The organism is Brevundimonas sp. G8 (assembly GCF_902506205.1).
Lineage (GTDB): Bacteria > Pseudomonadota > Alphaproteobacteria > Caulobacterales > Caulobacteraceae > Brevundimonas.
This window is the reverse complement of sequence record NZ_LR732816.1, coordinates 1,762,948-1,783,038: the sequence shown is the minus strand read 5'-3', so window position 1 is coordinate 1,783,038 and position 20,091 is coordinate 1,762,948. Positions and strand designations below refer to the sequence as shown.

Below are 20,091 nucleotides of genomic sequence, written 5' to 3'. Positions count from 1 at the left end.
CCTCCCCCGAGGGGGAGGGAGAACTATTTGCGAGAAATTACGCCTCCAACCGATACCCCGCCCCGCGCACGGTCTGCAGCATCGCGCGGTCGAAGCCCTTGTCGATCTTGGAGCGCAGGCGGCTGATGTGGACGTCGATGACGTTGGTCTGGGGGTCGAAATGATATTCCCAGACCTTCTCCAGCAGCATGGTGCGGGTCACCGACTGGCCGGCGTGGCGCATCAGGAACTCCAGCAGCTGGAACTCGCGCGGTTGAAGATCGATCTCGGCCGCGCCGCGATGGACGGTGCGGGCGATCAGGTTCATCTCCAGGTCGCCTACCTTAAGCACGGTCTGGACGCCGCCGGTCTCGCGACGGCGGGCCAGGGCCTCGACCCGGGCGATCAGCTCGGCGAAGGCGTAGGGCTTGACCAGATAGTCGTCGGCGCCGGCCTTCAGGCCCGTGACCCGGTCCTCGACCTCGCCGAGAGCCGACAGGAACAGGACCGGCGTCTGATCGCCGCCCTTGCGCACCGTCTCGACCATGCCCACGCCGTCCAGGCGCGGCATCATCCGGTCCACGACATAGACGTCGTAGCCGCCCTTTTGCGACTCCAGCAGCCCAAAGGCGCCGTCCACGGCGTGGGTCACCTCATGTCCGGCTTCGGACAGGCCCCGCACCATGGCGGTCGCCGCCTCGGCGTCATCCTCGACCACCAAAATCCGCATCGAAACCCCTCCCGGAATCAAAATCGCCGCCGATGGTAGCGCATCGGCGGCGATAGAGTGAGTTAAGGCTTGGTCAGAATGCCGATCATTCGCCGGTGGACAGCGGCAGCACGATCGACCGGTTGCCGTCCGGCGCGCGCAACAGCAGCAGAATACCCGGACGATTGGCGGCCTTGGCCGCAGCCACCGCCGCTTCCAGTTCTGCTGGCGTCGCCACGGCCCGGTTGTTCGCGCGAAGGATGACCACGCCCGCAGGCATCCCAAGACCGCCCGCCTTCGATCCACGCGCCACGTCCGTCACGACCACGCCATTGACATCGGCCGGCACGGAGTAGCGCTGACGAAGGGCATCGGACATGGGGGCGACCCGCATGCCTTCGACCACGGCACCCGACGGCGCGTCCGGCGTCGAGGGTGTCTCGTCGCCACCCTGCGGGCCGCCTTGAAGCTCGGCTTCCGCGGGACGACGGGCCGCGCGAACGTTTATCGTCTGGCGGCGACCATCGCGCAGTATGTCGAGACGCAGACTGTCTCCAACCTTAGCCGCGCCGACCCGGCGAGTCAGTTCGGTGTTGTTGGTTACGGCCTGACCGTCCACCGCAGTTACGATGTCGCCGATCTGGATGCCCGCACGCGCGGCCGGGCCGCCAGCCGTCACCTCACCGACATACGCGCCCTTCTGACCTTCGGTCAGACCCAATGCGCCGACTAGGTCCGGCGTAACGGTTTGAATTTGGACGCCAAGATAGCCTCGCTCGATGGTTTCTCCCCGCATCAGCTGCGAGGTAATGCGCTTGGCGACCTCGGCAGGAATAGCGAAGCCGATCCCGACGGATCCACCGGTGGGCGAATAGATGGCCGAGTTCACGCCGATGACGCGGCCGTGAATGTCGAAGGTCGGGCCACCCGAGTTGCCCCGGTTGATGGCGGCGTCGATCTGAAGGAAGTCCGTATAGGGGCTTTCGGCTCCGCCGATGTCGCGCGCTTTGGCCGAGACGATGCCGGCCGTGGCGGTGCCGCCCAGGCCGAAGGGGTTGCCGATGGCGATGACCCAGTCACCCACGCGTGGTTCGGCCGTCTCTTCGAAGCTGACGTATTTGAAGTCGGCGCCCTCGACCTTGATCACGGCGAGGTCCGTCGCGGGATCACGGCCGATCAGGCGGGCCGGCAGTTCGCGGCCGTCCGACATCTTGACCTTGATCTCGGTCGCGTCGGCGACGACGTGGTTGTTGGTGACGATGAAGCCGTCCTGCGAGATGAAGAAGCCCGAGCCGGCGCCCTGGGTCGTCTGCGGCTCGTCACCGCCCTGACCGCCGCGACCTTGCGGCGGCACGAACTGGAACGGCAGGCCGGGGATGGTGAACGCGCCGCCGCCTTGGGGCTGATCCACCTTGACCGTCACGTCGATCTGCACGACGGCGGGCGAGACCTGATCGAAGATGGTCGCGAAACTGCTGGGCGCGCCCGGCGGGGGCGTGAAGCTGTCGCCGTTGGCCGGGACCGGGGTGATCCGGTTGACCGCCTGCGGCTCCGCATGGGCGCCAGGCCAGTTGATGACGCCGCCGGCAGTCGCCGCCGCCGCCAGGGTCAGGCCGGCCGCGGCCCCGAGAATGAACTCCTTGCGCTTCAGCATCGTGGTCCTTGCGATCCTCTGTCCTGCGCCATGCGGGCGCCGGTTTCGCGATTGATATAGGCCGAACCGGCGTTGCGCCAATCCCGACCGCCGATCGTTGATCTCGACTAGCGCCCGTCGTGAGGCGAGGTTGCGTCAGGATCGCGGCGAAGCTTCTCATTTCGCAGAACTTCGTCCAGCCGATCTTCTTCTTCGGCCGTCAGGGGCGCGGCCTCGACCGGACGGCGGCGGGCGCGCAGCATCAGGACGGCGACCGCCAGCAGAACAAGGGCGAAGGGCCCGAACCACAACAGCCAGGTCCCGGCCCGCACCGGCGGAGTGAACAGGACATAGTCGCCGAAGCGCCGCACCAGGTCGTCGCGCACCGCCTGGTCCGACGCGCCCGAGGCGATTTCCTCACGGATCAGCCGGCGCATGTCGCCCGCCACTCCGGCCGGACTATCGGCGATGGCCTCATGCTGACAGACGACGCAGCGGACATCCTTGAACAGGGCCTGTGCGCGGGCTTCCTGGGTCGCATCGGTCAGCGGCCTGTCGGGCGCGGCGGGCGGCTCGGCCGCCGTCAGCGTCAGCGCCAGGACCGGCGCGGCCAGCAGGATCAGATACCGCCTCATGCGGTCTTGCGACGGCGCGCGCCGACCCCGAGCCTCAACCGACGATCCAGCAGGGACAGGACGCCGCCCAGGGCCATGATCATCGGCCCCAGGAAGATCAGTCGCGCCCAAGGGTTCCAGTACAGGCGCACGACCCAGGCCGGCTGTTCAGGACTGCCCGCCCGCTCGCCGATCACCACATAGACGTCGTCCAGCCCTCGGAAATCCAGCCCGACCTCGGTCGTGGTCTGACCGCCGGCGGGGAAGAAGCGGCGCTCGGCCGTGACCGTGCTGGCCCGGCCGCGATCATCGGTCGGCCGCACCGTCAACCGGCCCTGTTCGGCCAGATAATTCGGGCCCTCGACCACGCGGACGTCGTCCAGGGTGACGGTCCAGGGTCCGGCGGAGACGCTCTGGCCCAGCGACAGGGCGCGCGCCGTCTCGGCCTTGAAGCCCGTCTCGACCACCGCCCCCAGGATGAAGACGCCCAGGCCCAGGTGCGCCAGCGTCATGCCCCAGGCGCCCAGCGGCAGGCCCTTCAGCCGACGCAGCGTCTCGGCGCCCGATGCCCGGAACAGACGCGCGCGTTCGGCCACCTCGGCCAGCGATCCCAGGACCAGCCAGGCCCCCAGGCCGATCCCGGCGGCGGCCAGCGCCTTCTTCGGCTCCCACAGGGCATAGGCGACCAAGGCCGAAACAATGGCCAGACCTGCCGCTACGGCCAGCCGCTGCACCGCCCCGGGCAGGTCGCCACGCTTCCACGCCAGCAGCGGTCCGGCGGGCAGGATGATGAAGGCGACAACCATCAAGGGCACGAAAGTCGCGGCGAAATAAGGAGGGCCGACCGAGATGGTGGCGCCGGACGCGGCCTCCAGGATGAGGGGATACAGGGTGCCCAGCAGCACGGTTGCGGCCGCCGCCGTGAGGAACAGATTGTTCAGCACCAGTGCGCCCTCGCGGCTGACCGGCGCGAACAGACCGCCGCCCTTCAACTGGGGCGCGCGCCAGGCGAACAGGGCGAAGGCGGCGCCGGCCGTGACCCCGAGAATGGCCAGCAGCATCATGCCGCGCTGCGGATCGACGGCGAAGGCGTGGACCGATGTCAGCACGCCCGACCGCACCAGAAAGGCGCCCAGCATGGAGAAGGTGAAGGCCAGCAGGGCCAGGAAGACGGTCCAGCCCGCCAGCGCGCCGCGCCGTTCGGTTACGACCGCGCTATGCAACAGGGCCGCCCCCGCCAGCCAGGGCATGAAGCTGGCGTTCTCGACCGGGTCCCAGAACCACCAGCCGCCCCAGCCCAGCTCATAATAAGCCCAGAACGACCCCAGGGTGATGCCGACGGTCAGGAAGGCCCAACTGGCCAGGGCCCAGGGCCGGACCCAGCGCCCCCATGCGGGCCAGAACGCCGTCTGCGCTCGCCCCTCGATCAGGGCCGCAACGGCCAGGGAGAAGCAGACGGAAAAGCCGACATAGCCGGCGTAGAGCAGCGGCGGATGCACCGCCAAAGCCGGATCCTGAAGCAGAGGGTTCAGCGACGCGCCCTGGAACGGCGCGGGATCCAGACGGGTGAAGGGGCTGGAGGTGAAGACGGCGAAGGCAAGGAACAGCGACCCCAGCGCGCCCTGCACCGCCACGGCCGAGGCCTTCAGCCCGAACGGCAGGCCGCGCGCGCGCGCCAGCGCCCCGCCGAAGACGGTCAGCACCAGGCACCACAGCAGCAGCGACCCCTCGTGGCTGCCCCAGGCGCCGGCGACCTTGTAGAGCATCGGCTTGTCGGTATGGCTGTTGGCCGCGACGTTGGAGACCGAAAAGTCGGAGACCACGAAGGCGTAGATCAGCGCCGCGAAACTGAGCGCCACTGCGCCCGCCGCCGCCAGCGCCGCGCCTTGCGCCGCCCCGGCCAGAACCGGACTGCGTCGCGCGCGCCCGGCCGCCGACAGGCCCGTCTGAAGGATCGACAGCGCCAGAGCCAGCGCCAGGGCGAAGGCCCCAAGCTCAGCGATCATAAGCTGGTCTGCGCGCTATCGGCCTGCGGCCTACTTGAGCGCGTTTCGGGGCCGTCCGGCCGCCACTCGCCTTTTTCCTTCAGCCGGTCGGAGACCTCGCGCGGCATATAGTTCTCGTCGTGCTTGGCCAGGACCTGGCTGGCGTGGAAGGTGCGGTCGGCGCCGAAGGCCCCTTGCGCAACGATCCCCTGCCCTTCGCGGAACAGGTCGGGCAGGTCGCCGTGATAGACGACGCGGGTCGTCGCGGCGTTGTCGGTGACGACGAAGGCCACAACGCCGTCGCCGGATTTCTGCACGCTGCCGGCCTCGACCAAGCCGCCCAGGCGGATGTTGCGCCCCTCCGGCGCCTTGTCGACCGTGGCCTCGGACGGGGAATAGAAGAAGGTCACGCTGTCCTGCATCGCCCACAGCGACAGGCCGACCGCCAGCGCCAGGATCGGCGCCACGGCGGCGACGACCCAGAGGCGACGACGCGCCTTCGGCGATTTGGGCAGCCAGCTCATGCGACGGACGTTCCGGGTTCGGAGGGCAGACCGGCGGCATATACCGCCGTCGCGGCGCGCGACCAACGCGTCATTGCGCGCCGTCCTTCGGCAATCGCCGCTCCAGGTCCAGACGACGCGGATCAGCCGGGTCGAGCGCGGCGATCAGGGGCGTCCACAGCGCACGCGCCGACGCGCCGTCGCCCCGTCTCAGGGCCGCTTCGCCCAGGAAGAAGCGCGCGCCCAGCTGATCCGAGTCCAGCTTCAGCGCCTCGCGGAAAGCGGCTTCGGCGTCGCCGCCGATCTGGTCGTCATTGGCCACCACCAGGCTTTCGCCCAGCCGCGCCCAGGCCTGGGCGTCCTTGGGGTCGAGGGCGATCAGGCGACGGAAGGCCGACGCCGCGCCTAGAGGATCGCCGGCCGCATAACGCGCCGCTCCAAGCATGGCCAGGGCCTGACGGTCATTGGGGCGTTCCCTGGATATGCGCGCCGTCACGGCGGCGAGTTGCGCCGGCTCCAGCCCCTCCAGGTTCGCCGCCCAGTCGTCGACCCGCCGCTCATAGGCCTGGTCCGGCAGGCCGGGCGATCCGGTGAAGACATAGAGGCCCAGCGCGCCGGCGACCGTCACGGCGATGCCGCCCAGCACCCAGAACCGATCCCTGCCGCCCGCCACCGGGGTCGCGGTCGCCGTCATGGCCAGAAGCCGCCGCCCCGCCTCGGCCCGTGCGCCCGCATAGGCCGCGTCGTCCAGCAGGCCGCGCGCCTTCAGCCGATCCAGCTCCTCGATCTCGCGCGAGCCGGCCTGGGTCTCGGCCCCGGCGGCCGGATCGGCGCCGCGCCGTGCGCCGGTCAGCACCAGCAGGGCGGCCAGGGCCGCCGCCAGTCCCGTCATCATCCAGAAGGCGATCATCCTCGCCGTCTAACCCATACGCGAACGCCGGGCGAGGTGTCGTTTCAGCCCAGGCGCGCCATTTCCGCCGAGGCCGCGCGCCGTCGCACGGCCCGCGCCGCCTCCAGCGCCTCGATCAGGGTCAGGCACCGCGCCGCTACGCCGACCAGGCGCAGGACATGGTCGGGATCCTCGACCTCGCCATCCGCCGCGCTGTCCAGCGCCTCGTTGGCCCAGGTGGATAGATAGTCGGTCAGTTCGCTCTTCAGCGCCGAGCGGTCGGCCTCACAGCCGAAGGTGACGGCCGCCCCGCGCAGGGCCGCGACCGCCGCCAGCAGAGCCGCCGCCGCCTCAATGGGTTCGCCGTCGCTGGGCGCCTCCAGCCAGGGCGACATCCGGGTCATGCGTCCGGTGATGGTTCGCCGCTTCATCGGCAGGGCCGCGTGGACGGCGGCCGAGGTGGACTTCATCAGCCCCGACAACTGACCCGAGACCTGGACCCGCGCCATCCGCGCGGTCTTGCCCCAGCTGGAATCGGGCCGGATCTGCAGGCTCATGTCCATCTCGGCCAGAACCCCAGCGCACCAGGTTACATCGTCCACGACGCCCAGCATGGTCGCCTCGCCCAGCGAGGACCGCACGGCGGCAATGCGCTGAACCCGCGTCTGGACAGAGGTCAGCAGCCGTTCGACGAATACGCCCATTTCCGAATGACTGAGGGTCGCCTCGCGGTCGGCCAGGCGGCTGGTGCGCGTCACGACCCGCAACATCCGCTCGGCATCCGCCACATGGGCGAACAGGATGTCGATCATCCGCCGCCCGCCGTCGGGCGACATGAGCAGACAGTCCTGGATCAGCAGGCGCAGGCCCGCCAGTTGGTTGTCGTCGGGCCGTTCCAGCCAGACCGGCAGACGCGGCAGAGCGGTGCGCGCCAGCGGCGTCAGGTCGAAACAGCCCGCCAGTTCGAACGGGGTCGCGGGCGGCTCGCCGTCGGCCGGGCGCTGATAATCGGGCCAGACATCGCTTGCGCGGTCGCGCAGCACGGCCGCCGCCTTGGCGCACAGCCGGTCGGCGGCCAGGGTCCATTCGCCGTCGATGGTGACGGCGCCGTCCAGCAAAGGCAGGAAGGCCTCTTCACCCTGGACAGCATGACGCCAGACGCGCGTCAGAACCCGAGGCGGAAAAGTCAGGGCCGGCGCCCCGTCCGCTCGGGGATGAAACAGAGGCAGAAGAGGACCGAAAGCGGTTCCGCGACGCGCTCTGTCGCGTGCCTCTTCGGCGACGATGATCGCCAGTTCCGTCGCCTTGTCGCCTTTCAGGGCCGCCACGGCCGCCCCCAGCGTCGCCAGGGACGCGTCGGGGCAGGCCTCGACGACCGCCGTCAAGGCGGCGCGGTGGGCGGCGGACAGGGACGACACGAAAGCTCCCGCCAACGGAAGGGACAGTCTGCACCGTGCGGCAATCCGGTTAACAACGACTTGGCGCCGCTCGGAGTCGCGCGCGCCCCTTGAGTCGGCCGTCAGGCACGCCATATTGCCGCCACACCCCGGCCGGCGCCGCCGCGCCGCCGGAAAGGAACGCCCATGCCCGTAATCGAGATCGACGGCCTGACCAAGACCTACAAGTCGGGTCTTCAGGCGCTGAAGCGCATCGACCTGACAATCGAGAAGGGCGAGATTTTCGCCCTGCTGGGTCCGAACGGCGCCGGCAAGACCACCCTGATCTCCATCGTGTGCGGCATCGTCACGCCGACGACGGGGACGGTGGTCGCCGACGGCCATGATATCCAGAAGGACTTCCGCGCCGCCCGGACCAAGATCGGTTTGGTGCCGCAGGAACTGACCACCGACGCCTTCGAGACCGTGCTGGCCACCGTCACCTTCAGCCGGGGCCTGTTCGGCAAGTCGCCGAACCCCGCCTTCATCGAAAGCGTGCTCAAGGACCTGTCGCTGTGGGACAAGCGCGACGCCAAGATCATGACCCTGTCGGGCGGCATGAAGCGGCGGGTGATGATCGCCAAGGCCCTGAGCCACGAGCCGGACATCCTGTTCCTGGACGAACCCACCGCCGGGGTCGATGTCGAACTGCGTCGCGACATGTGGGCTATGGTCAGGAAGCTGCGTGAACGCGGCGTCACCATCATCCTCACCACCCACTATATCGAGGAGGCCGAGGAGATGGCCGACCGGGTGGGCGTGATCCTGAAAGGCGAGCTGATCCTGGTCGAGGAGAAGTCGGCCCTGATGAAGAAGCTGGGCAAGAAGACCCTGACGCTGAACCTGATCGACCCGCTGGCCGCCCTGCCCGCCGACCTGTCCGACTGGGATCTGATGCTGAAGAACGACGGGGGCGAGTTGGAATATAGTTTCGACGCCAACGCCGACGATACGGGCGTGCCGTCGCTGATCCGCCGACTTGAGGCGCTGAACATCGGCTTCAAGGACCTGAACACCCGCCAGAGCTCGCTGGAAGACATCTTCGTCAGCCTGGTCCACCAGAACGGAGCCGCGGCATGACCTTCAACGCATTCGGTGTCTGGGCCATCTATCGCTTCGAGATGGCGCGCGCCCTGCGCACCCTGTGGCAGAGCGTGGTCACGCCCGTCATCACCACGGCCCTGTATTTCGTCGTCTTCGGCGGCGCCATCGGCAGCCGGATGCAGGAGGTGGACGGCGTGCCCTACGGCGCCTTCATCGTGCCCGGCCTGATCATGCTCAGCCTGTTCACCCAGTCGATCTTCAACGCCTCTTTCGGCATCTATTTCCCCAAGTTCACGGGCACCATCTACGAGATCCTGTCCGCGCCGGTGTCGTCGCTTGAGATCGTGCTGGCCTATGTCGGGGCGGCGGCGACCAAGTCAGCGGTGCTGGGGCTGATCATCCTGGCGACGGCGGCGTTCTTCGTGCCGCTGCAGATCCTGCATCCGTTCTGGATGATGGCCTTTTTGATCCTGATCTCGGTGACCTTCAGCCTGTTCGGCTTCATCATCGGGGTCTGGGCCAATGGGTTCGAGCAGCTTCAGATGATCCCGATGCTGGTCGTCACGCCCCTGACCTTCCTGGGCGGCGCCTTCTATTCCATCGACATGCTGCCCGACGGCTGGCGCACGGTGACCCTGTTCAATCCGGTGGTCTATCTGATCTCGGGCTTCCGCTGGGCCTTCTACGGTCAGGGCGATGTCGCGATCGGGATCAGCGTGGCGGCCACCCTGGGCTTCTTCGCCGTCTGCCTTGCCATCGTCATGTGGATGTTCAAGACCGGCTATCGGCTCAAGAACTGATCCGTCACGAAACGGGCCAGATCGCCAGCGAATGGAATAGAATGTCCGACGATCAGAAGACCCCGCCCGAGCCCTTTGCCCGCAAGCCGGTGACGTGGGGACGCATGCCCGCGACGACCTTCCACGTCGGGCCGGTGCCGGTCGCGCCCAATCCGCTGGACCGCATCCCCAATCCGCCGCCGCGCAAGCCCTCGCCGCAACAGCAGCAAGCCTCGATCCAGACGCAGAGCCTGGCATCCGGCGTGGCGCCCGCCAAGAGGCAGGTGGCGGCTCCGAACCGAGCGCCCGCGCAGCCCAGGCCGCCGCGTCCGCAGACCGCAAGCATCCTGGGCGGATCACTGATCCCGACCGCGCGTCCGGCCCAGGCGACGACGCCCCAGCCAGCAACGCCACAGCCCGCGCCGCAAGCCGCGCCATTGCCCGACGCCGACCTGACCGTGCGTCCGCTGCCGACGCCGCAGGCCGCGCCTGCCCCCACGCCGAAGCCGGCAGAGACGGCGCCAGTCGCGGCCAAACCCGTCGTCGCGCCGCCCGTCGCTTCGAAACCTGTTGTGGAAGCGTCTGCGCCCCAAGTGACGCCCAGCTTCGCCCGCGCGCCGGCCAAGCCCTCGCGCCTGCCACTCTATGTCGGCGCGGGCGTCGCCGCCCTGCTGGTGATCGGCGGCGGCGCCTGGTTCGCCACGCGTCCGGCCTCCACGCCCGCCCCTGCGACGACCGCCGCCGTGGCCCCCGAGGCGCCGCTGACCACGCCGCCGGCCGACACGGTCCCGACCGGGGCAGCCCCCGTCGTTCAGGCTGAAACGCCGACGCCAGCGACAGCCGCACCCGCCCCGGCCCCCGTCCAGGCGCAGACCGCGCCGACCCCGGCCGCCCGCACCACGCCGCCGACGACGACGACCACCCCGACAGCTCAACCTCGCCCGGCGACCGTTGCGCCGCGCGAACCGGCGCCAGCCGCTGCTCAGCCCGTCACGCCTACGCCCACGCCCGCACCGACGGTTCAGACAGAGCCGCTAGTGGTCGTGCCGTCCACACCGCCTCCGACCGCGGCGCGTCCCAGCGCCAGCGATCCGGACGCCCCGGTCGTAACCCGGCCTCAACCGCTGGACTGATCCGAAAGATCGCGCGCCTTCGCAGGTGACGAAACGGCCTGCAGCCCCTACCTACAGGCCATGACCGTTCACGCCTCCCCGCCGCCCATCCTCGACGCCGCCGGCGTCGATACCGACGAAGCCTTGTCGATCCTGAAAACGGCCCTGGCCGGCGCCGACGACGGCGAGCTGTTCCTGGAACGGTCCGAGAGCGAGAGCCTGGTGTTCGACGACGGCCGGCTGAAGTCCGCCGCCTATGACGCCACCGAGGGCTTCGGCCTGCGGGTCGTGGCGGGCGAGACCGCCGGATACGCCCACGCCAACGAGATCTCGGCCGCCGCCCTCCGCCGCGCCGCCGACAGCGCCGCGCTTGCCAAACAGGGCCACGCCGCTCTGGTCGCCGAGGGGCCGCGCGCCACCAATCAGAAACTGTATGGCGAGGTCGATCCCCTCGCCTCGCCTGCCTTCTCCGACAAGATCGCCCTGCTGGCCGAGATCGACGCCTGGGCCCGCGCCCGCGATCCGCGCGTGGTCCAGGTCTCGGCCTCGCTGGTAGGCGAGCGCCGCACCATCGAAATCCTGCGCGCCGACGAGCGGGCCGTACGCGATGTCCGCCCCCTGGTCCGGCTGAACGTCGCCGTCACCGTCGAGCAGAACGGCAAGCGCGAGAGCGCCTCGTCCGGCGCCGGTGGTCGGGCCGGGTTCGAGGCCTGGGTCGCCCCCGAACGCTGGCAGGCCCAGGTGGACGAGGCCCTGCGTCAGGCCCTGGTCAATCTGGACGCCATCGATTGTCCGGCGGGTGAGATGGACGTGGTCCTGGGCGCCGGCTGGCCCGGCGTCCTGCTGCATGAGGCCATCGGCCATGGCTTCGAGGGCGACTTCCACAGGAAGGGTTCGTCCGTCTTCAACGGCATGATGGGCAAGCGCGTCGCTGCTCCCGGCGTCACCGTGGTCGATGACGGCTCTGTCGCCGGGCGGCGCGGGTCGCTGTCCATCGACGACGAGGGCACCCCGACCTCGCGCACCGTCCTGATCGAGGACGGCATCATGGTCGGGCTGATGCACGATCGGCTCTCGGCGCGTCAGATGGGCGTGGTCGCGACCGGCAACGGCCGTCGCCAGTCCTTCGCCCACATGCCCATGCCGCGCATGACCAACACATTCATGGAAGGCGGCAAGGACTCCAAGGCCGACATGATCGCCAATACGAAGCGTGGCCTTTACGCCGCCAACTTCTCGGGCGGCCAAGTGGACATCACCAACGGCAAGTTCGTGTTCCAGTGCAACGAGGCCTATCTGATCGAAGATGGGGTCATCACCGCACCCGTCCGCGGCGCCACCCTGATCGGCGACGGCGCCACGGCCCTGACCAAAATCCAGATGGTCGGCGACGACTTCGCCTTTGATCCCGGCGTCGGCGTTTGCGGCAAGGCCGGACAGGGCGTGCCGGTAGGTATCGGTCAGCCGTCGCTCAAAATCGGCGGCTTGACCGTTGGCGGAACGGCGGTCTGACCCAGCGGAACCGTATCCGCTCAGGGCGGGTTTCCTCGCCACCACAGAGAGGAAACACCATGCCGACCGAACGTGAAATCCAACATCCCGATGGCCGGGTTGAACGCATCACCGAAACCACCGCCGCCCCCACGACCGTCGTCGAGCGTCGCAGCGGCAGTGGCATGGGCGCCATCGTCGCCCTGATCATCGGCCTGCTGGCCGTGCTGGTGATCGGCTATTTCCTGATGAACATGAACCGCAACGACGCGATCGAGTCCAACGCCGTCGCCGGCGCGGCCGAGAGCGTCGGCAACGCCGCCGACAACATCGGCGACGCTGCGCGTGACGCCGTGCCGGAACGCGCGCCGGCTCCCGCTAACTAAGGCCTCGTCAGGGGGCGGACGGACGCCATTCGGGACCCAGCGGTTCCAGCCCGTTCGCCTCCAGACGATCCAGCATGCCGCCTGGTTCGGCCAGCAACCGCAAGGGCGCGATGGCGACCGTGACGCCGGTCTCGGCCAGGGCCTCGTCCACCGCCGTGTTCCAGATGTCGCGCAGCGTCTCGCCTTGCCCCATCACCGCCCAGTAGGAACAGGCGTTGGTCGCCTGATCCAACGACGAAGCCAATACGGCGGGCACACGCCGCAGGCGCCAAGCCTCGGCCCGCTGCGCGGCTTCTTCGGGATGCGCCTCCGCCGCCGTCACTGCCGCCGTGATGCAGTCCATATAGGCCTCGGGCGGCGTGGTCAGGATCTTGTCGACCATCTCGTCGCCGCGAAAGACGCCGACAGGCTCGGCCGGGGTGCGGTTGGTCCGGGCGGCGCGACGCACCACCTCCGACACCGGCCGCGCCCGACGCGCATAGCCGCCATGTTCCATCAGGTCCGCCGACAGCATCAGCATGCTCTTGCGGCTGGGGCCCTCGCCCGTCACCTGCTCCACCCGCGCCTCAAGTTCGGGCGACAGATAGTCCGCACTGGTGCGGTCACCCGGCAGGCGCGTCAGGGTGCGCATCCGCCAGAGCAGTCGCCCGACATCCGCCAGCGACGCCTGGCCCTGCACCGGGAACAGCACCCGATCTGCGCGTTCGACCGCCGAGACCAGGGCGTCGGTGCGCCATTCCATGTCACGGGGCAGGCCGTCGATCGATCCGACCAGGATCAGGACACTGTCGCCGCGCCGCACCTCCCACATCGGTCCCTCGATCCGGCGCGCCGTGACGACGATGTCCTCGACCGCATCGGACGGAACCTCCTGGGCCGAGACCGGACCGGCCAGCGCGCCGGCGGCCAGCAGGGACAACAACAGGCAAGATGAGCGTCTGATCATTACATCGCTGTAAGATGTTTTACTGTCCGACGTGTAATGAAATCCCTGTAATTATGTCGTCGATTTAATCCACCTTGCCGCCTTGTAACTGGAGATGAAGACGCCGGATCGGCACACCTCTCGCCAACGAACCGAGGGGAACCCCATGACCAAGACCCTGCTGCTGGCCAGCACCGCCCTGCTCTTCACCGCCGGCGCCGCCTTCGCCGGAGACGTACCGCAAGTCGCCGAAGCTCCGATCCCGACCGGCCCCACCAATGAGGCGCCGCTTGCCGACGCCAGCCAGCGCGGCGTACTGGTCTTCACCCCAGACTTCTTCGCCACCCAGCGCCCCAACACCGCTCTGGATATGGTCAACCGGGTGCCCGGCTTCTCCATCGACGACGGCTCGGGCGCGCGTGGGTTCGAAGGGGCAGTCGGCAACGTCCTGATCAACAACAACCGCCCGGCGTCCAAGAACGACTCGGGTTCGAACGTCCTGGGCCGCACCCTGGCCAACCAGGTCGAGCGCATCGAGCTGATTCGCGGCGGCGCGTCCGGCATCGACATGCAGGGCTATGCGGTCGTCGTGAACGTCGTCCTGAAATCCACCACCAGCCGCCAGTCGATCCTGACCTGGAACGCCATGCTGTTCGAAGGCGGCCATGACATCTACGGCGGCTCGTATCAGTTCACCGCGCGCAATGGGGATCGCAGTTGGGGCGTCGTTCTGTCGGACGGTATGGGGTCCAGCGATTCCAACGGCGTCGGCCGTTCGATCCGCACCAATGCCGCGGGCCAGGTCATCCGCGACGAGCGGTATGAGAACGACGGCTGGGGCGGCAGCAACTCGATCCGTGGCAACTACTCCGGCCCCCTGTTCGGCGGCAAGGTCGAAAGTACGGCGCGCTATGGCGTCAGCGACTGGCAAAACTGGTCCGAGCTGAGCTCGCCCACCTCGCTGCGCCGCAGCGACTATGGCGAAAAGGAGCATTTCGGCGAGGTCGGTGTGACCTGGACGCGCACCCTGAACCCGCGCTGGCAGGTGGAAACCCGCTTCATTCACGAGTTCGGCGACACCGACAACGTCTCCAACAGCAACGAGACCTTGAACGGGACGGTCACGCCGGAACAGCAGTTCACGTCGAAGGGCGATACGTCCGAAACCATCCTGCGCGCCCTCGTGCGTCACGAACGCTCGGCCGCCCTGACGTTCGAAGCTGGCGGCGAAGTGGCCTACAATATGCTGGACGTGCAGCAGGGCTTCACCATCGGCGGTGCACCCGTCGACCTGCCCAGCGCCTCGGTAAAGGTCGAGGAGACGCGCGGGGAGGCCTTCTCCAAGGCGACCTGGCGGCTGAACCCCAAGCTGACGCTGGAAGGCGGCGTGCGGCTTGAGGCCTCCACTATCAAGCAGTCGGGCGATGCGGACCAGGAAAAGAGCTTCTTCTTCGCCAAGCCGCGCTTCTTGGCGACTTGGACGCCGATGGCCGACAATCAGGTGCGTTTCCGCTTCGAGCGTGAATTGGGCCAGCTCGACTTCGGCGATTTCGCCGCCTCGGCCGACCTGGGTGACAACAATGTCTATGGCGGCAACGTCAATCTGGAGCCTGAGCAGCGCTGGATTTCAGAACTGACCTACGAGCGCCGTTTCTGGGGCCAGGGCGTGGTGGCCATCGGCTATCGCCATGACGAGATCATCGACGTCATCGACCGCCTGCCCCTGCCGGAGGGCCTGTCGGCCGTCGGCAACATCGGCGACGGCACGCTGGACCAGCTGTCGTTGAACGTCACCGTCCCGCTGGACAAGTTCGGCATCTCGGGCGGCCGCTTCACCTTCAAGAACGACTGGAACAAGACCAGCGTCACCGACCCGACCACGGGCGAAGATCGGCGGATCTCCGGCGTCCGCGCCAGCCAGGCCAATGTCGGCTTCCAGCAGGACATCACCAGTTGGAAGACCCAGTGGGGAATCAACTGGCTACCCCGTCTGGGCCAGCCCACCTACGGTCCCGATCAGGTCAGCATCTGGCGTGGGTCGGGCTATGTCGAGACCTTCGTCGAGTACAAGCCAACGCCTACCCTGGCCATCCGCGCCCAGTTGAACCTGTGGGACGACTTCACCATCCGCCGCACGGTCTATGCCTCGCGCGACCCGCGCACCGTCGCCTTCGTCGAAGACCGCGACATCGACCCGCGCACCTTCGTGTCGCTGCGCGTCCGCAAGACCTTCTGACCAGCGGTCCCAGCAAGAAAAAAGGGCGGCGTCCTCGCGGACGCCGCCCTTCTTCATGTCGACACTCGAGGATCAGCCGACGGTGGAGGTCCGCGGCGCAGCGATGTTGCCATCCTCCTGGCCCCGATCGCTCAACGACGGTCCAGGATGATCGCCGCTGTCGTTCGCCCCATGCGACCAGCCCTTGATGAAGAAGCTGATGACGATGAAGGCCACGCCGATGCCCATGCCCCAAAGCCCCAGCATGCTGAACACCTCAAGCGAGGTCCGCAGCGCCAGTCCGGGGTTCAGCACCTGGCCGCCCACGGTCTCCGTGCCCGCCAGGCCGGCGATCCAGCCACCGACGTATTGAGCGATGGAGCTGGCCAGGAACCAGACCGCCATCATGAAACTGACCACCTTGGCCATCGACAGTTTGGTGATTTCCGACAGGCCCACCGGCGACAGGAACAGTTCACCCGTGGTGTGGAACAGATAGAGCAGGCCCAGAAGCAGCAGCGGCATCTGGAAGGCTGAGTTGGCCATGCCAGCGCCCCACACCACGATCATGAAGCCCAGACCGACCTGAAGCAGGCCCAGGCCGAACTTCATTGTCGGATTGGGATCCAGCTTGCGCTTGGCCAGGAAGGCCCAGATCGCGGCCATGATGGGCGCGAAGATCAGGATGAAGCCGGCGTTGAACGACTGGGTCTGGGCGGCGGTGATCGTCGCGTCGATCCAGAAGCCGCTTGGCGTGATGCCGGCGGCGGCCAACTGGGCCGGCGTTCCCACCGTGACGCCCAGGAACTGGAAGGCCTGCGGGGTGATGCTCAGGTCCACGTTACGATCGGCGAACAGGTTCAGCGACGTGCCGGCCTGTTCGAACAGGGTGAAGAAGACCACCGATCCAAAGATCAGCACCATCGCCAGCATCATCCGCTCGCGCTGCGCCTTGCTCTCGCAGACCTTGACGATCACGTAGAGGATGAACAGCAACGAAGCGACGGTCGCGGCGCCCAGAACCCAACCGACCAGCGCATTACGCTGGACCATGAACCAGACGATGCCCACGCCCAGGATGCTGAGCAGATAGATCGACCATTCGCGGTTGATCGGCCCCAGCATGGGTTTCTTCAGATTGGCGTCGGCCGGAGGCTCGCCCTTGCCTTGCAGCAGCGGCTTGCCAAGCATGAAGACGACCCAGCCCAGCGCCATGCCAATGCCAGCCAGGCCGAAGCCCGCCCACCAGCCGATGGTCTGCCCCAGAAGGCCGCAAAGCACCGCCGCCCAGAAGGCCCCGAGATTGATGCCGTAATAGTAGAGGGTAAAGCCGGAATCACGCCGGGGATCGCCCTGCGGATAAAGCTGTCCGACGATGGTCGAGATGTTCGGCTTCAGGAAGCCGACGCCCATGATGATCAGCGAAATCGCCAGATAGAAGACGTTCACGCCCGCCATGTCGCGGGTGGTTTCGATCTTGTAGTCAGCGGTCGGAATCACAGCAGGCAGGGTCGAGGTCGCCGGCAGGTTCTGAATGGCGATGCCGTTTTCGGCGGGTTCGAAGCTGTATTTCTGGCCATCGATGACGATGGCGACTTCGCGGGCCGCGCCACGCCCTTCGGCGTCGATCTGATAGGTCTGACCGGCGTAGGTCAGGGTTTCCGTCGCCGGACGCCCCTCGAAGGCCATCATGCCGTGACCGGCGACCAGCAACAGGGCGCCGAAGGCGACAGCCTTGCGCGTGCCGATGAACCGGTCCGCCATGATGCCGCCCAGCAGGGGCAGCAGATAGACCAGCGAGGTGTAGGAGCCGTAGGTCGACCCCGCCATCGTGTCGTCGAACAGGAAGTGCTGCGTCAGGAAGAAAATCAGGATGCCGCGCATGCCGTAGTAGGAGAAACGCTCCCACATCTCGGCGAAGAACAGAATGATCAGTCCGCGCGGATGGTGTTTGAGGATCTGCATCAGCACCGGCACGCCGGTTGCGAATGTGATGATCAGTCCAAGAGCGACGACGATATTCATGCCGCCACCCCACGTCGAAGTTTCGTAACGCAGCGCGTAAGTCGCGCGCCCCCCATGTCCGTCATATTCAACGGCTCACTCCCAACTGCCGCGCCGCTATCGGGCGCGCGAAAGGCGCATACCCAGCACAGCGGGCGAATCCGAACAAGTGTTAAGGCCGTTGTGGGACAGCGTGCCGCGAAGACCTGTCGCCAGACACAACCTGAAGTGATAGAAGTTGGCGCCCATTCTGCAATCCTCGCGCCCAGGAGAGACCTCCGGTTTCATAATGGGAAGGAGCGCCCGATGTCCGTGCGACCCATCGTCGGATCCGACCATGAAGCCCTGAACAGGCTGCACCGCGACGTGGGCTGGCCCGAACGGTCGCCGGCCGGTTGGCGCTGGCTGGAGGCCAATCCGGCGCGCCAGGATATCGCGGCCCCGGCCGGGTGGGTGGTCGCCGACGATCAGGACGAGGCCGTCGCCATGCTGGGCAACTTCATCCAGCGGTTCCGGCACGGGCCGCGCTGTCTCTATGGGGCGACCGGCTTCTCGATCATCGTGCCGCCTAGCCAGAAAGGCGCCAGCCGTCCGCTGATCCGCACCTTCCTGAAACAGCCGGGCCTGTTCGCTCGTTACACCTTTAACGCCAACGCCCGCTCGGCCCCGCTCTACACTCTGTTCGGCATGTCGCCTTGGCCGACCGAAACGCATGGACTGAAGCTGTCGTGGGTGACGGACCGGCTGGCCTGCGCCAAGGGTCGTGTGCTGCGGAGTCTTCTGGGCCGCACCTCGGCGCAGACGGCCGCCCGGCTGGGCGAGCAGCTGATGAATGGACGGGTGTTTCGACAGACGGCGCCGTCCCTGCCGCCGCAGGTGACCGTGCTGCGCGACCTGTCGGACGGGTCGCCCTATGCCGACTTCTGGCGACGGTTGTCGTCGGAGGATCGGCTGCTGGCGGATCGCAGTCCCGAGACCCTGCGCTGGCGCATGGCCGACCCCGACCTGACGCTGACGCCCCTGTTGCTGGCCTGCGTGCGCGAGGGCCGGATCGTCGCCACCGCCATGGCGCAGATGACCAAGACCAGCCTGATCGAACCGCCCTGCCTGGACATCATCGATCTGGTCGCGCTGGAGACGGCGCAGGATGCGATCGCACTGCTGACGCAGGCCCTGATCGACAACGCGCGCGCCATGGGCGCCGCCAAGGTGCGGTTGCAGATGGTGACCCCGCGCCTGCTGGCCGGGCTAGGCGAGCTGGCGACGACGGCGCGACGCGAAGGCGGCTGGGGCCATTGCCACGCCATCATCGACGATCCGGCGCTGGCGGCCGCCTGGGCGCCGACCCCGTTCGACGGCGACTACGGCATCTGTTCGCGCAACCCGCCGGCGCCAACGCGCCTCCGCCGGCCGTCTGCGGCGCGCGCGACATCGCGCGGCCGCGTCTCCAAGGCCTGATCAGGCGGTCGGGCGGGCCTTCAGCTCGTCGCGGATTTCGATCAACAGGGCTTCGGTCGCGGTGGGCGCCGAAGGTGTCGCGTCCGGTTCGGCAGCCTGCTGGCGGCGCAGCTTGTTGATCAGCTTCACCATCATGAAGATGACGAAGGCGACGATCAGGAACTGGATCATCACATTGATGAAGGCGCCGTATTCTATCACGGCCGGCTCGCCGGTCGGATTGGCCGGATTGACCGGCAGGGTGATCTTCAGGTCCGCAAAGTCGATCCCGCCGATCAGCCAGCCGATCGGCGGCATGATGACTTGATCGACCAAGCTGGTGACGATCTTGCCGAAGGCGCCGCCGATGATGACGCCGACCGCAAGGTCGACGACATTGCCCTTGACCGCGAACTCACGAAACTCAGACATCAGGCTCATTGGATTTTCCTTAGGATGGTCGTCAGAGAGCGAGGCGCAGGATCACGCGTCGCCGGAAGCGTTCAGCCGCTCGCGCAGTTCCTTGCCGCTCTTGAAGAAGGGCACGGCCTTGGCCGGCACCTCGACGGCCTCGCCGGTGCGGGGATTGCGTCCCGCCCGCGCCGGCCGCGAACGAACCGACAGGGCGCCGAAACCACGCAGCTCGACCCGGCCGCCCTCGGACAGGGCCGTGGTCATGGTGCCCAGGATGACATTGACCAACCGCTCCACCTCCGCGTGGGTCAGGTGGGTGTTTTCCATCGCCAGCTTTTCGATCAGTTCGGACTTGATCATCGATGCCCCTGCCAGCTCGTTTTGACAGGCCGTCTCGCCCGCCGTCGATCCAGAAGCTGCACCCTAACCTTCGACCGGCTCTCGAAAAAGCCCTTATCCGCCAACGATGCGCGTCATTCGCAGGAATTATGTCCGCCAGCGAACATAACGCTGTCTCAGACAGAGAAAAGGGCGAC

The 20,091-nt window shown here is 67.6% G+C and carries 18 protein-coding genes; 7 read left to right on the top strand and 11 right to left on the bottom strand.

Translation table 11 applies throughout. From position 1 onward, the window contains the following. Window positions 1-37: 37 nt before the first annotated feature. The 7 genes from CHRYSEO8AT_RS08685 to CHRYSEO8AT_RS08655 form a co-directional block, all read right to left on the bottom strand. A complete protein-coding gene (locus CHRYSEO8AT_RS08685; protein ID WP_066623947.1) occupies window positions 38-709 on the bottom strand; it encodes a response regulator transcription factor in 672 nt (223 codons plus the stop codon). A gap of 85 nt (window positions 710-794) precedes the next feature. Beyond that, a complete protein-coding gene (locus CHRYSEO8AT_RS08680; protein ID WP_159849141.1) occupies window positions 795-2,342 on the bottom strand; it encodes a Do family serine endopeptidase in 1,548 nt (515 codons plus the stop codon). A gap of 107 nt (window positions 2,343-2,449) precedes the next feature. After that, window positions 2,450-2,956 (bottom strand): cytochrome c-type biogenesis protein, encoded by a 507-nt coding sequence (locus CHRYSEO8AT_RS08675; RefSeq protein WP_159849139.1) that lies wholly within the window; start codon window positions 2,954-2,956, stop codon window positions 2,450-2,452. Next, window positions 2,953-4,941, bottom strand: a complete 1,989-nt coding sequence (locus CHRYSEO8AT_RS08670) for a heme lyase CcmF/NrfE family subunit (RefSeq protein WP_159849137.1) — start codon at window positions 4,939-4,941, stop codon at window positions 2,953-2,955. Before CHRYSEO8AT_RS08670 ends, CHRYSEO8AT_RS08675 begins: the two co-directional genes overlap by 4 nt. Next, on the bottom strand, window positions 4,938-5,444 hold the full coding sequence (ccmE, locus tag CHRYSEO8AT_RS08665; RefSeq protein WP_159849135.1) for a cytochrome c maturation protein CcmE: 507 nt from the start codon (window positions 5,442-5,444) through the stop codon (window positions 4,938-4,940). Before ccmE ends, CHRYSEO8AT_RS08670 begins: the two co-directional genes overlap by 4 nt. A 70-nt stretch (window positions 5,445-5,514) precedes the next feature. Then, window positions 5,515-6,333: a c-type cytochrome biogenesis protein CcmI gene (ccmI, locus tag CHRYSEO8AT_RS08660; RefSeq protein WP_159849133.1), complete on the bottom strand. Its 819-nt coding sequence runs from the start codon at window positions 6,331-6,333 to the stop codon at window positions 5,515-5,517. 44 nt (window positions 6,334-6,377) lie between these two features. Beyond that, complete coding sequence (locus CHRYSEO8AT_RS08655) at window positions 6,378-7,730, bottom strand: hypothetical protein (protein WP_159849131.1); 1,353 nt, start codon at window positions 7,728-7,730, stop codon at window positions 6,378-6,380. Between the two features lie 165 nt (window positions 7,731-7,895). Between CHRYSEO8AT_RS08655 and CHRYSEO8AT_RS08650 the strand changes: the two genes are divergently transcribed. Genes CHRYSEO8AT_RS08650 through CHRYSEO8AT_RS08630 form a run of 5 tightly spaced genes read left to right on the top strand, consistent with a single transcriptional unit; the run spans window position 7,896 to window position 12,560 of the window. Continuing rightward, window positions 7,896-8,828 carry an ABC transporter ATP-binding protein gene (locus CHRYSEO8AT_RS08650; RefSeq protein WP_159849129.1) on the top strand — a complete coding sequence of 311 codons (933 nt, stop codon included), beginning with the start codon at window positions 7,896-7,898 and terminating at the stop codon, window positions 8,826-8,828. After that, window positions 8,825-9,592 carry an ABC transporter permease gene (locus tag CHRYSEO8AT_RS08645; protein WP_159849127.1) on the top strand — a complete coding sequence of 256 codons (768 nt, stop codon included), beginning with the start codon at window positions 8,825-8,827 and terminating at the stop codon, window positions 9,590-9,592. The genes CHRYSEO8AT_RS08650 and CHRYSEO8AT_RS08645 overlap by 4 nt, the downstream gene beginning before the upstream one ends. Window positions 9,593-9,633: 41 nt before the next feature. Next, on the top strand, window positions 9,634-10,704 hold the full coding sequence (locus CHRYSEO8AT_RS08640) for a hypothetical protein (protein ID WP_159849125.1): 1,071 nt from the start codon (window positions 9,634-9,636) through the stop codon (window positions 10,702-10,704). 60 nt (window positions 10,705-10,764) lie between these two features. Then, a complete protein-coding gene (gene tldD / locus CHRYSEO8AT_RS08635; RefSeq protein ID WP_159849123.1) occupies window positions 10,765-12,195 on the top strand; it encodes a metalloprotease TldD in 1,431 nt (476 codons plus the stop codon). Window positions 12,196-12,254: 59 nt separating this feature from the next. Beyond that, a complete protein-coding gene (locus tag CHRYSEO8AT_RS08630) occupies window positions 12,255-12,560 on the top strand; it encodes a hypothetical protein (RefSeq protein ID WP_159849120.1) in 306 nt (101 codons plus the stop codon). 7 nt (window positions 12,561-12,567) lie between these two features. Here CHRYSEO8AT_RS08630 and CHRYSEO8AT_RS08625 read toward each other — a convergent pair whose 3' ends face one another. Next, window positions 12,568-13,506, bottom strand: a complete 939-nt coding sequence (locus tag CHRYSEO8AT_RS08625) for a TraB/GumN family protein (RefSeq protein WP_159849117.1) — start codon at window positions 13,504-13,506, stop codon at window positions 12,568-12,570. A 145-nt stretch (window positions 13,507-13,651) separates the two neighbouring features. Between CHRYSEO8AT_RS08625 and CHRYSEO8AT_RS08620 the strand changes: the two genes are divergently transcribed. Further along, the gene (locus CHRYSEO8AT_RS08620) at window positions 13,652-15,721 is read left to right on the top strand and encodes a TonB-dependent siderophore receptor (RefSeq protein ID WP_159849114.1); all 2,070 of its coding nucleotides are present in this window, start codon (window positions 13,652-13,654) and stop codon (window positions 15,719-15,721) included. Window positions 15,722-15,793: 72 nt separating this feature from the next. On the opposite strand, the gene CHRYSEO8AT_RS08615 is transcribed toward CHRYSEO8AT_RS08620, so the two are convergent. After that, window positions 15,794-17,725 carry a peptide MFS transporter gene (locus tag CHRYSEO8AT_RS08615; RefSeq protein WP_159849111.1) on the bottom strand — a complete coding sequence of 644 codons (1,932 nt, stop codon included), beginning with the start codon at window positions 17,723-17,725 and terminating at the stop codon, window positions 15,794-15,796. Window positions 17,726-18,010: 285 nt separating this feature from the next. On the opposite strand from CHRYSEO8AT_RS08615, the gene CHRYSEO8AT_RS08610 reads away from it, so the two are divergent. Continuing rightward, window positions 18,011-19,162 (top strand): N-acetyltransferase, encoded by a 1,152-nt coding sequence (locus tag CHRYSEO8AT_RS08610; RefSeq protein ID WP_201304387.1) that lies wholly within the window; start codon window positions 18,011-18,013, stop codon window positions 19,160-19,162. On the opposite strand, the gene mscL is transcribed toward CHRYSEO8AT_RS08610, so the two are convergent. After that, on the bottom strand, window positions 19,163-19,582 hold the full coding sequence (gene mscL / locus CHRYSEO8AT_RS08605) for a large-conductance mechanosensitive channel protein MscL (protein ID WP_159849108.1): 420 nt from the start codon (window positions 19,580-19,582) through the stop codon (window positions 19,163-19,165). It lies immediately after the preceding gene. Window positions 19,583-19,624: 42 nt separating this feature from the next. Further along, the gene (locus tag CHRYSEO8AT_RS08600) at window positions 19,625-19,915 is read right to left on the bottom strand and encodes an integration host factor subunit beta (RefSeq protein WP_135193710.1); all 291 of its coding nucleotides are present in this window, start codon (window positions 19,913-19,915) and stop codon (window positions 19,625-19,627) included. Window positions 19,916-20,091 lie beyond the last annotated feature (176 nt).